The following is an 11,441-nucleotide window of genomic DNA, read 5'->3' as shown; positions in this document are numbered from 1 at the left end:
TGTGCGCGACCGCGGTGAACAGGCGGTCCCGGGTGTGCCCGCCCAGCCGTCTGCGCGGTCAGGGTCGTCGACCGATCCCCCCTCCTCGGTCGACGACCCGCCCCGGCGTGAGATCAGGACAGGCTGCGGAGCGAGGCCAGCGCCATCCTCCGCAGCAGCGCCGCGGCCTCCGGGCTGCGGCCCGCGTGCGGGGTGGAGTTGAGCAGCCCGAACGTGCCGTGCGCCGCCGTGCGGGCCGCGTCCACCGGCAGGCCCGGATGGGCGCGCTGCAGCGCGTCCACCCAGATCTCGACGTAGGTGCGCTGCAGCCGGCGCACCGTGCGCCGGTCGGGCGCGGGGAGGTTCGCCAGGTCCCGGTCCTGCACCACGATCAGCTCCGGCTCGCGGTGGGCGAAGTCGGCGTGGAACTCCACGAGCGCGGCGAGGAGCTCGTGCGGGTCTTCCGTGCGCGCCGCCCGGGCCTGCCCGCCGGCCAGCAGGTGCTCGCTGATCCCGACGAGCAGCTCCGAGAGCAGGGCCTCCTTGCCCGGGAAGTGCCGGTACAGCGCGGGCCCGCTGATCCCGACGGCCGCGCCGAGGTCGGCGATGCTGACGCCGTGGAACCCGTGCCGGGCGAACAGCTGCGCGGCCACGGCGAGGATCTGCTCCCGCCTGCTGCTCGCGGGCGTGGCGGCGGGCGTGGCCATGCGCCGTAGCCTAACCACCGGTTAACGCCCGCTAACAGGCTCGCCGATCTCAGGCGGGCCACAGGGCGCGGTCGTTACGCTGTATCGATGCCACGGCCGATGGGATGGCTGCGCGCACGCATGGGCGTGCGCGCGGTGTCGGCGCTCTCGGCGGCCGTGGTGGTCGCCCTGGCGCTGGCGGTGGCGGGCGTCGCGCTGGTGCTGCTCGTGCAGCACTCCCTCCGCCAGCAGGTCCAGACCGACGCCCGGGCACAGGCGCAGGTGATCGCCAGCCGGCTCGAGGGCAACTGGCGCGGCGAGGCCAACGAGAACGCCCGCGAGGCCATCGACTCCCTCATTCGGCAGTCCGACCTCGCCCAGGTGCGCGTGCAGTACGGCGACGGCGAGGGCGCGACGTGGACCATCGAGGCCGGCACCGACGCGGTCGGCCGCGACGTCCCGATCGCGGAGGTGCTGCCGGAGGACGGCGAGACCGTCGTGCAGTACGGCGTGCCCGTCCGCAAGGCCGACGGCAGCACGGTCGACGCGGTGCTCGTCGCCACGGGCACCGACTCGGCAGGCCGGGACGTCGTGCTGCTCTACGCGGCCCCGCTCACCGTGGTGGAGGCCGCCACCCGCACGCTGCTGTTCTTCCTGCTCTGGGGGATCCCGCTGCTGATCCTGGTCGCCGGGGTCACCACGTTCCTGTTCTCCGGTCGCGCGCTGCGCCCGGTGGAGGCGATGCGGGCGCAGGTGTCCGCGATGACGGAGAAGGACCTCGCGCAGCGCGTGCCGGTGCCGCCCACCCGTGACGAGATCGGCAGGCTCGCCGAGACCATGAACGGCATGCTCGCCCGGCTCGAGGACGCTCAGGGCGTGCAGCGGCGGTTCGTCGCCGACGCCAGCCACGAGCTGCGCAGCCCGCTCGCCACGATCGCCACCGGCCTCGAGCTCATGCAGAACGGCACGGTCGACCGCAGCACGATCACCGCCCTCCGCGGCGAAGCGGCCCGGCTGAACAACCTGGTCGAGGGGCTGATCCTGCTCGCACGCGCCGACGAGCGCGGCCTCAAGCCGCGGCGGGAGGAGGTCGACCTCGACGAGGTCGCCGAGCTCGAACGCGGCAGGCCCGCCGACGGGCAGGTGGTCGCCGAGGTGCGGGCCGTCCCCGTGCGGGTGGTCGGCGACCGCGGCCAGCTGGCCCGCGTGGTGCGCAACCTGGTCGACAACGCCCGCCGCCACGCCCGTTCCCGGGTGCTCGTCACCGTCGGGCGCGACGGCGACTCCGCCGTGCTCGAGGTCTCCGACGACGGGCCCGGCGTGCCGCAGTCCGAGCGCGCCCGGGTCTTCGAACGCTTCGTCCGCCTCGACGACGCCCGCGCCCGCGCCGACGGCGGCTCCGGGCTCGGCCTGGCGATCGTCGCCGAGGTCGTGGCCGCGCACGGGGGTAGCGTCGAGGTCACCGACGGGCCCGCGGGTGGCGCGCTCTTCCGCGTGCGGATCCCGGTCGCCCCGGGGCTCGACGCGCAACCCGAGGACGCGCAGCCGGAGGACGCCCCGCCTGCGGGCGCCCGGCCCACGGCCGCCCAGCCGCCAGGTGCCCAGCCGCCACGTGCCCAGCCCGCGGCTGCCCAGGGCAAGGCGGTCCAGGGCGCGGTCGCCCAGCCCACGGCCGACCAGCCGACGGGTGCCCGCACCACCGTTGCGCAGCCCGCCGTTGCGCAGCCCGAGGTCGCGAAGCCTGCCGCTGCCCCTCCCGCCGGCGCGCGGCCGAGCCCGTCGCCCGTGCCGCCCCCTGCGCCGCCCACGGTGCCGCAGGGCGCTCCCGTGCCCCCGCCCGTGCCGCAGGCCGTGCCCCTTCCGCAGCCCGCGTCGCCGCCCGGCCCGCCGCCGGTGGCGCCGCCCGCCGCGCAGCCCGTGCCCCCACCTGCCGCGCAACCCGGGCCGCAGCCGGCCCCATCTCCGTCCCGGTCCAAGCGGACCGCGGCCACCAGCGCGTGGTTCCGCGCCAAGAGCGACCGCAGGGACACCACGTGGACCGCGGACGACGCCGCATGGACCGGCGAGGCCGCCTGGGAGGAGCCACCGGCCCCGCGGCCGCGGGGCCGGCGCCCGGTGGAGGGCGGGCAGCAGCCCGTGCGCGACGAGGAGGCCCGGCGCGACCCGGTCACCGCGCCCCACGGCATCCCGCCTGTCCCGCCGGAGGGTGAGCCGGAGCGCTCCGCGCGGATCCCGACGCCGCGGCCTCAGCCCGGCTCGGCCATGCGGTAGCCGACCCCGCGCAGGGTCTCGATGCTGTTGGTGCCGAACGGCGCGTCGATCTTCCGGCGGAGGTAGCCGACGTAGACCTCGACGACGTTGACCTCGCCCTCGTAGTGGGCGTCCCAGACGGCCCGCAGGATGTCGGTCTTCGTGACGACCTCGCCCGCGTGCCGCATCAGGTGCTCCAGCACGCCGAACTCGCGCGGGGTGAGCGTGATCTCGACGTCCCCGCGGTGCACGCGGTGCCGGGCGGGGTCGAGCTTCAGGTCGCCGACGGTGAGCACCGTGGGGCGGGCGTCGCCGGCCCGCCGCAGCAGCGCCCGCAGCCGGGCGAGGAGCACCACGAACGAGAAGGGTTTGACGAGGTAGTCGTCGGCGCCGAGGTCGAACGCGTCGGCCTCGTCGTACTCGCCGTCCTTTGCCGTGAGCATGAGCACCGGCGTCCAGATCTCGGCGGCGCGCAGCCGCTGCAGGATCCGGTACCCGGACAGGCCGGGCAGCATGATGTCGAGCACCACGATGTCGTGCTGGCCGGTGCTCGCCGCGGCGAGCCCGGCCATCCCGTCGTGCACGACCTCGACCGAATGCCCTTCGGCGGCGAGCCCGCGCCGCACCATCTCCGCGAGCGGAACCTCGTCCTCGACCAGCAGTACGCGCACCCCCCGACGGTATCGGCTCGGGCGAACCTGCGGGTGACCCTGCTGGCGATCGTTGTTAATGAACGTTAACATCGCCAGGGCTCCGAGCGGAGGAGGTCCGATGCCCGTCGCCACGCCCGGCACGACGCCGCGCAGCGCTGCCGGCCACCGCGAGCTGGTGGCCGATCTGAAGGCCCGGCTCGCCGCTGCGGCGCTCGGCGGGCCGGAGCGCGCGCGGACCCGCCACCTCGAGCGGGGCAAGCTGCTGCCGCGCGACCGGGTGGACGCGCTGGTGGACCCGTCGAGCCCGTTCCTCGAGCTGTCCCCGCTCGCGGCGAACGGCATGTACGGCGACGAGGCCCCCGGCGCGGGCCTGATCACCGGGGTCGGGCGGGTGGCAGGCCGCGAGGTCGTGGTGGTCGCCAACGACGCCACGGTCAAGGGCGGCACGTACTACCCGATGACCGTCAAGAAGCACCTGCGGGCGCAGGAGGTGGCGCTGCACAACCGGCTGCCGTGCGTCTACCTCGTCGACTCCGGCGGCGCCTACCTCCCCGAGCAGGACGCGGTGTTCCCGGACCGGGAGCACTTCGGGCGCATCTTCTACAACCAGGCGCAGATGTCGGCGCGCGGCATCCCGCAGATCGCGGCCGTGCTCGGCTCCTGCACCGCGGGAGGGGCGTACGTGCCCGCGATGAGCGACGAGGCCGTGATCGTGCGCAACCAGGGCACGATCTTCCTCGGCGGCCCGCCGCTGGTGAAGGCGGCCACGGGCGAGGTCGTCACGGCGGAGGAGCTGGGCGGGGGTGACCTGCACTCGCGCGTCTCCGGGGTCACCGACCACCTCGCCGAGGACGACGCGCACGCGCTGCGGATCGTGCGGTCGATCGTGGGCACGCTCGGCCCGCGCGCACCGCGGCCCTGGGACGTGGTGCCCACCGAGCCGCCGCTCGCCGACCCGGATGAGCTGTACGACGTGGTGCCCACCGACTCGCGCACTCCCTACGACGTGCGCGAGGTGATCTCCCGCGTCGTGGACGGCTCGCGGTTGCACGAGTTCAAGGCCGAGTTCGGCACGACGCTGGTCACGGGCTTCGCGCGCATCCACGGCCACCCCGTCGGGATCGTCGCGAACAACGGGATCCTGTTCTCCGAGTCGGCGCAGAAGGGCGCGCACTTCATCGAGCTGTGCGACCAGCGCGGCGTGCCGCTGGTGTTCCTGCAGAACATCTCCGGGTTCATGGTCGGGCGCGAGTACGAGGCGGGCGGGATCGCCAAGCACGGCGCGAAGATGGTCACGGCCGTGGCCACCACCCGCGTCCCGAAGTTCACGGTGATCATCGGCGGCTCGTTCGGCGCCGGGAACTACTCGATGTGCGGGCGGGCGTACTCGCCGCGGTTCCTGTTCATGTGGCCGAACGCCCGCATCTCGGTGATGGGCGGGGAGCAGGCGGCCACCGTGCTCGCCACGGTCGGCTCGGGCGTCGACCCCGACGCCGTCCGCGGCCAGTACGAGACGCAGGGCCACCCGTACTACTCCACGGCCCGGCTGTGGGACGACGGCGTGATCGACCCGAAGGACACGCGCACCGTGCTGGGCCTCGCGCTGTCCGCCGCGGCGAACGCCCCGCTGGAGGCGCCGGGCTTCGGCGTCTTCCGCATGTAGGAGGTGCGCGTGTTCGAGACCGTGCTCGTCGCCAACCGCGGCGAGATCGCCGTGCGCGTGCTGCGCACCCTGCGGCGCCTCGGGATCCGGTCCGTCGCCGTGTTCTCCGACGCCGACGCGCGTGCGCCGCACGTCGGGATGGCCGACGTCGCGGTGCGGATCGGGCCCGCTCCCGCCGCGGAGAGCTACCTCTCGATCCCCGCCGTGCTGGAGGCCGCCGCCGCCACCGGGGCGCAGGCGATCCACCCGGGCTACGGGTTCCTGTCGGAGAACACCGCGTTCGCCGCCGCCTGCGCGGATGCCGGCGTCGTGTTCGTGGGCCCGCCCGCCGCGGCGATCGAGGCGATGGGCGACAAGATCGCGGCGAAGACCACCGTGGCCAAGGCGGGGGTGCCGATCGTCCCCGGCTCCGACGGCGCGGGGCTCACCGACGAGGAGCTCGTGGCCGCCGTCGAGGGGATCGGCTACCCGGTGCTGCTCAAGCCGAGCGCGGGCGGCGGGGGCAAGGGGATGCGCGAGGTCCACCGGCCCGGTGACCTGCGCGACGCGATCCTGTCGGCCCGACGAGAAGCCCGCGGCTCCTTCGGCGACGACACGCTGCTCGTCGAGCGGCTCGTTCGGAACCCACGGCACATCGAGATCCAGGTGCTCGCCGACGCCCACGGCGACGTCGTGCACCTGGGCGAGCGGGAGTGCAGCCTGCAGCGGCGGCACCAGAAGATCGTGGAGGAGGCGCCGTCGGCGCTGCTCACGGCCGCGCAGCGGGAGGCGATGGGCGCCGCGGCGGTGGAGGCGGCCCGGGCGGTGGGGTACACCGGCGCCGGCACGGTGGAGTTCATCGTCGGCGCGGACGACCCCGACCAGTTCTACTTCATGGAGATGAACACCCGCCTGCAGGTGGAGCACCCGGTCACCGAGCAGGTCTACGACGTGGACCTGGTCGAGGCGCAGCTGCGCATCGCGGCGGGCGAGCGCCGCCCGTGGCCGGAGGACGTCCGCCCGTACGGCCACTCCGTCGAGGCGCGGATCTACGCCGAGGACCCGGCGTCGGGCTTCCTGCCCACCGGCGGGCGGATCCTCGCGCTGCGCGAGCCGCACGCCCACTCCGTGCGGGTCGACTCGGGCATCGCCGAGGGGCTGGTGGTCGGCAGCGACTACGACCCGATGCTCGCCAAGGTGATCGCCTGGGGCGAGGACCGGGGTCAGGCGCTGCGCAGGCTCGACCGGGCGCTGGGCGACACCGTGCTGCTCGGGCTCGGCACCAACGTGGGGTTCCTGCGCGCCCTGCTCGCCGATCCGGACGTGCAGGCCGGCCGCCTCGACACCGGCCTCGTCGGGCGCAGGCTCGACGACTGGACCGCCGCCGATCTCCCGGCCGACGTCCTCGCCGCGGCGGCAGCGCACGCCCTGCTGGAGCTGGAGCCCGCGGATGCGGTGGTGGACCCGTTCGACGTGCCGGGGGGCTGGCGCGTCGGCGAGCCCGCCTGGGCGACGTGGCGGATGTCGGTGAGCGGCCACGACCCGGTCGCGGTTCGGATCCGCGGACGTGCGATCGCCGCGGAGGTGGCCGTCGGCGACGCCGAGCCGGTGCCGTGCAACGCGTGGCGCGACGCGGACGCACTGGCGGTGACCTTCCACGGGATCACGCGCCGCTACGTCTGCGCCCGCGACGGAGAGACCCTCTGGCTGGGCCGCGACGGGCGCGCGTGGGGCGTGCGCGAGCAGGCCCCGCTCGACGCCGCCGCGGCCACCGAAGGGGGTGCGGGCGGCCCGGTGCTCGCGCCGATGCCCGGCACCGTCACCGCCGTCGAGGTGGCCGACGGTCAGCGGGTGGAGGCCGGTGCCCGGCTCGTGGTGGTGGAGGCGATGAAGATGGAGCACGTGCTCACCGCCCCGGTGGCGGGCGTGGTCCGCGAGCTGGCCGCCCGCCCGGGCGGCACCGTCGCGAAGGACGCCGTGCTGCTGGTGCTGGAACCGGAGGTGGACTGATGGACCTCACGCTGGGCGAGGAGCACGAGGCGCTGCGCGCCACCGTGGAGGAGTTCGCGCGCAAGGAGGTGGCGCCGGTCATCGGCGACTTCTACGAGCGCGGCGAGTTCCCCTACGAGCTCGTGGCGCGGATGGGCGCGATGGGCCTGTTCGGGCTGCCGATCGACGAGGAGCACGGCGGCATGGGCGGCGACTACTTCGCGCTCTGCCTCGCGCTCGAGGAGCTCGCGCGCGTCGACTCGTCGGTGGCGATCACCCTGGAGGCGGGTGTCTCGCTGGGCGCGATGCCGCTCTACCGCTTCGGCTCCGCCGAGCAGAAGCGCCGGTGGCTGCCCGAGCTCGCGGCGGGCACGAAGCTGGGTGCCTTCGGGCTCACCGAGCCCGGCGGCGGGTCGGACGCGGGCGCCACCCGCACCACGGCCCGGCTCGACGGCGACGAGTGGGTGATCAACGGGTCGAAGGCGTTCATCACGAACGCGGGCACCGACATCACCTCGATCGTCACCGTCACCGCGATCACCGGCAGCCAGCCCGACGGGCGCAAGGAGATCTCCGCGATCGTCGTGCCCGCAGGCACGCCCGGCTTCCGGGTGTCGAAGAAGTACTCGAAGGTCGGGTGGTCGGCCTCCGACACCCGTGAGCTGTTCTTCGACGACTGCCGCGTGCCCGCGGAGAACCTGCTCGGCGAGCGCGGCCGCGGCTACGCGCAGTTCCTCTCGATCCTCGACGAGGGCCGCGTCGCGATCGCGGCGCTGTCGGTCGGGCTGGCCCAGGGCTGCGTGGACGAGTCGGTGCGCTACGCCCGCGAGCGAGAGGCGTTCGGCGCGCCGATCGGCAGCTACCAGGCCATCCAGTTCAAGATCGCCGACATGGAGGCCCGCGCGCACACCGCGCGGTTGGCCTACTACGCCGCGGCCGCGAAGATGCTGCGCGGCGAGCCGTTCAAGAAGGAGGCGGCGATCGCGAAGCTCGTGGCGTCCAACGCGGCGATGGACAACGCCCGCGACGCCACTCAGGTGTTCGGCGGCTACGGCTTCATGAACGAGTACCCGGTGGGCCGCTTCTACCGCGACGCCAAGATCCTCGAGGTGGGTGAGGGCACGAGCGAGGTCCAGCGCATGCTGATCGCCCGCCACCTGGGGCTGTAGGCACCGCCCGGAGGTCCGTCCCCGAAGTTCGGGAAAGCCACATTGCAGGCCTCTCCGGCCCTGAATGTGGCTTTCCTGAACCCGGCGGGAGCCTCCGCGGCCGCCCCGCCATCGGCCATCCGGACGCAGGCGCGAGGATGGTGGGGTGAACGCCCTGTTCGCCCGGATCGTCGTACTCGCGAGCGGTGCCGCGATCCTGGTGGTGGAGACGCTGGCCACGCGGCTGGTCGCGCCGTACGTCGGGCTCACGCTCGAGTCGACGTCGGCCGTGATCGGGGTGGCGCTGGCCGGCATCGCGGCTGGGGCATCGCTGGGAGGGCGCTGGGCCGACGTGCTGCCGCCGCGCCGGGTGGCCGCGGGTGCGCTCGCCGTGGGCGGGCTCGGGGTGCTCGCGGTGCGGCCGCTGGTCCGGGTGCTCGGGCCCGCGCTCGGTCCCGGCCCGCTGGCGGCGATCGTGCTGGTGGCGGCGTCCACGCTCGTATCGGTCACCGCGCTCGCGATGGTGACGCCCGCGGTCACGCGTGCCCGGATCGACCAGGTCGCGGGCTCCGGTGCGGTGATCGGCGGGCTGTCGGCCGCGGGCACGGTCGGGTCGCTCGCGGGGGTGTTCCTCACCGGGTTCGTGCTCGTCTCGCTGCTGCCGGTGGCGATGATCCTGCTGGTCACGGCGGCGGCGTGCCTCGGGCTCGCGCTGCTCGTCGCGCTGGTGCCGCGGCGCAGGGCGGTGGCCGCGGTCGCGGCCGTCGCCACCGCGCTCGCCGTGGCGGTGGTGGCGGTGCCGGGCCGCTGCGACGTCGACACGGTCTACTACTGCGCGAGCGTGCGCGCCGACCCGGCCGACCCGGACGTCCGGGTGCTGGTGCTCGACGACCTCGACCACTCCGCGGTGGACCTGGGCGACCCGGCGCACCTGCGGTTCGCCTACGCGCAGCGGTTCGCCGACGCGATCGACTCGACGTTCGCCCCGGGCACCCGCGTGGACGCGGTGCACGTGGGCGGCGGGGGCTTCACGATGCCGCGCTGGCTCGCCGCCACCCGCCCCGGGTCGGCCTCCACGGTGCTGGAGGTGGACGCGGGGGTGGTGGAGCTGGGACGCCGGGAACTGGGCGTGGCCGCGATCCCGGGCGTCGACGTGCGGATCGGGGACGCGCGCAACCTGCTGCGTGCGCTCCCGGACGGGTCCGCGGACGTCGTGGTCGGCGACGCGTTCGGTGCCCGCTCGGTGCCGTGGCACCTGGCCACCAGCGAGTTCGTCGCCGACGTCCACCGCGTCCTGCGCGAGGACGGCGTCTACGTGCTCAACGTGATCGATCGCGACCCGTGGGGGCTGCTCGCCGCTGAGGTGGCCACGGTGGCGCACCGGTTCCCGTACGTCGCGCTGATGGCGCGGCCCGAGCAGCTGGCCCCGGGTGGCGGGGGCAACGCGGTGATCGTGGCCTCGGACCTGCCGCTGGACGTCGCCGCGCTGGCGGAGCGGGCTGCGCTGCGCGGCGAGGGGGCGTCGGTGCTCGACACCGCGGCCGCGCTCCGGTTCGCTGGCGACGCCGCAGTGCTGTCCGACGACTGGGCACCGGTCGACCAGCTGATCAGCTGATTCCGGCTACCGGTACGGTCCGCGTCGAGGAGGTGGCGGGGTGGCTGAGTGGGACGACCTCGTGGCGTTCGTGCGGGTGCGCTACGAGATCATGCGGCAGGCCGACGGTGAGCTGTGGTTCCGCTTGCCCACCACGGGGGAGCGCACGCAGCTCGTGGCGGTGCGGCTGGTCACCGGGGAGGACGACCACCCGTGGGCGCAGATCACCTCGCCCGTCGGGCGGGTGGCCGACCTCGACCTGCCGCGGTTGCTCGAGCTCGCTGGCGAGTACGTGGCGGGCGGCGCGGCCGCGGTGGACGGCGTGGTCGTCTACCGCCACTCCATCCCGCTGGGGGACACGGCGCTCGACGGCTTCGACCGCTCGTTCCGCCTCGTGGTGGACGTCGCCGACCGGCTGGAGCACGAGCTCACCGGGGCCGACGAGCACTAGGGCGCGTCCGGCGGATCATGATCGCGGTCTTCGGGCCCAGATCGCCCCTGGCTGCGTTGTCGGCAGGACCGGGTACGCCGGTACAACGGCTCGCGCCTTCGCCTTGCCAGGGACGATCTGGATCCCGAAGCCCATCGACCACGATCCACCAGACACGCCCTAGCGCCGGGGTCAGCCCGCGCGCCTGCGCAGCTCGCCGCCGTCGAGCACACCGGGCCGGTCGGACACCGACTGCAGCTCGGTGAGCGTGGGGTGGCCCGCCGCGAGCAGGGCGGTGTCGGTGTCGGGCTCCAGCGGGGTGGCGAGCTCGGCCTCGTGGGAGCGGAGCAGGTCGCCGTCCTCACCCTCGACGTGGTCGACCCGTACGCGCACGGACCCGAACTTCGCCAGCCGGGCCTCGCGCAGCGGGCTGAGTTCGGCGACGGGGACGTCGGGCACGTTGAGCGAGAGCACGGTGGCGTCGGGGGCTGCGAGCAGCACGTCGAGCACCTCGGGGAGCAGGTGCAGCGCGCTCTCCCAGTGCGGGCGCTCGGGAGAGACCAGCGGCCTGCCCAGCGACACGGCGAGGGCCCGCCAGCCGTGCAGGCCCGCGGCGAGCGCGGCGCCCACGGTGCCCGAGTGCAGTACCGAGTGGCCGAGGTTGGCGCCGATGTTGATGCCGGAGAGCACCACGTCGGGCTCCGGGTCGAGCCAGCCGCGCCCGGCCGAGTGCACGATGTAGGCGGGGTGGCCCTCGACGGCGAACGCCGGCACGCCCGGGAGGCCCGGCAGTTCCCTGCGGTGCACGCGGGTGCGGTCGTCCTCGCGGATCGCGAGCACCGAGCCACCCACGCCGCTCGCGTCGACGTGCGGGGCGGCGACCACCACGTCGAAGCCCGCGTCGCGGGCTCCGGTGGCGAGGGCCACGAGACCCGGCGAGTCGATTCCGTCGTCGTTGGTGATCAGGGCGCGGAGACGTCGAGATGAGGCCACGTCCCCACCGTATGCGAGCCGGGTGACCGCCGGTCGGCCTCGCGATGACGCTCACGCGGCACGCGGAGGCCCGGCGG

The 11,441-nt window shown here is 74.7% G+C and carries 9 protein-coding genes; 6 read left to right on the top strand and 3 right to left on the bottom strand.

Features of this window, described 5'->3' with window-relative positions:
• Window positions 1-113: 113 nt before the first annotated feature.
• Window positions 114-686 (bottom strand): SACE_7040 family transcriptional regulator, encoded by a 573-nt coding sequence (locus ACFPL3_RS16585; RefSeq protein ID WP_343943929.1) that lies wholly within the window; start codon window positions 684-686, stop codon window positions 114-116.
• Between the two features lie 87 nt (window positions 687-773).
• On the opposite strand from ACFPL3_RS16585, the gene ACFPL3_RS16580 reads away from it, so the two are divergent.
• Window positions 774-2,936 (top strand): ATP-binding protein, encoded by a 2,163-nt coding sequence (locus tag ACFPL3_RS16580; protein WP_379589264.1) that lies wholly within the window; start codon window positions 774-776, stop codon window positions 2,934-2,936.
• Here the strand turns inward: ACFPL3_RS16580 and ACFPL3_RS16575 are convergent.
• The gene (locus tag ACFPL3_RS16575; protein ID WP_343941998.1) at window positions 2,912-3,586 is read right to left on the bottom strand and encodes a response regulator transcription factor; all 675 of its coding nucleotides are present in this window, start codon (window positions 3,584-3,586) and stop codon (window positions 2,912-2,914) included. The genes ACFPL3_RS16580 and ACFPL3_RS16575 overlap by 25 nt on opposite strands.
• A gap of 100 nt (window positions 3,587-3,686) precedes the next feature.
• On the opposite strand from ACFPL3_RS16575, the gene ACFPL3_RS16570 reads away from it, so the two are divergent.
• The 5 genes from ACFPL3_RS16570 (at window position 3,687) to ACFPL3_RS16550 (ending at window position 10,392) form a co-directional block, all read left to right on the top strand.
• A complete protein-coding gene (locus ACFPL3_RS16570) occupies window positions 3,687-5,231 on the top strand; it encodes a carboxyl transferase domain-containing protein (protein WP_343941999.1) in 1,545 nt (514 codons plus the stop codon).
• 9 nt (window positions 5,232-5,240) lie between these two features.
• Complete coding sequence (locus ACFPL3_RS16565) at window positions 5,241-7,220, top strand: ATP-binding protein (RefSeq protein WP_343942000.1); 1,980 nt, start codon at window positions 5,241-5,243, stop codon at window positions 7,218-7,220.
• The gene (locus tag ACFPL3_RS16560; RefSeq protein ID WP_379589261.1) at window positions 7,220-8,368 is read left to right on the top strand and encodes an acyl-CoA dehydrogenase family protein; all 1,149 of its coding nucleotides are present in this window, start codon (window positions 7,220-7,222) and stop codon (window positions 8,366-8,368) included. Before ACFPL3_RS16565 ends, ACFPL3_RS16560 begins: the two co-directional genes overlap by 1 nt.
• A 145-nt stretch (window positions 8,369-8,513) precedes the next feature.
• A complete protein-coding gene (locus tag ACFPL3_RS16555) occupies window positions 8,514-9,962 on the top strand; it encodes a fused MFS/spermidine synthase (RefSeq protein WP_343942001.1) in 1,449 nt (482 codons plus the stop codon).
• 40 nt (window positions 9,963-10,002) lie between these two features.
• Window positions 10,003-10,392 (top strand): hypothetical protein, encoded by a 390-nt coding sequence (locus ACFPL3_RS16550; RefSeq protein ID WP_343942002.1) that lies wholly within the window; start codon window positions 10,003-10,005, stop codon window positions 10,390-10,392.
• 171 nt (window positions 10,393-10,563) lie between these two features.
• On the opposite strand, the gene surE is transcribed toward ACFPL3_RS16550, so the two are convergent.
• The gene (gene surE, locus ACFPL3_RS16545; protein WP_343942003.1) at window positions 10,564-11,364 is read right to left on the bottom strand and encodes a 5'/3'-nucleotidase SurE; all 801 of its coding nucleotides are present in this window, start codon (window positions 11,362-11,364) and stop codon (window positions 10,564-10,566) included.
• Window positions 11,365-11,441 lie beyond the last annotated feature (77 nt).

Source organism: Pseudonocardia zijingensis (genome assembly GCF_042657305.1).
In the GTDB taxonomy this organism is placed as follows: Bacteria; Actinomycetota; Actinomycetes; order Mycobacteriales; family Pseudonocardiaceae; genus Pseudonocardia; species Pseudonocardia zijingensis.
The sequence above is the reverse complement of the archived record's forward strand: the minus strand, read 5'-3'. Positions and strand labels throughout refer to the sequence as shown.

Bases quoted from the DNA above. Each gene is read 5' to 3' on its own strand.
- ACFPL3_RS16570 (WP_343941999.1), top strand. From the start codon at position 3,687: ATGCCCGTCGCCACGCCCGGCACGACGCCGCGCAGCGCTGCCGGCCAC.
- ACFPL3_RS16580 (WP_379589264.1), top strand. From the start codon at position 774: ATGCCACGGCCGATGGGATGGCTGCGCGCACGCATGGGCGTGCGCGCG.
- ACFPL3_RS16560 (WP_379589261.1), top strand. From the start codon at position 7,220: ATGGACCTCACGCTGGGCGAGGAGCACGAGGCGCTGCGCGCCACCGTG.
- ACFPL3_RS16585 (WP_343943929.1), bottom strand. From the start codon at position 686: ATGGCCACGCCCGCCGCCACGCCCGCGAGCAGCAGGCGGGAGCAGATC.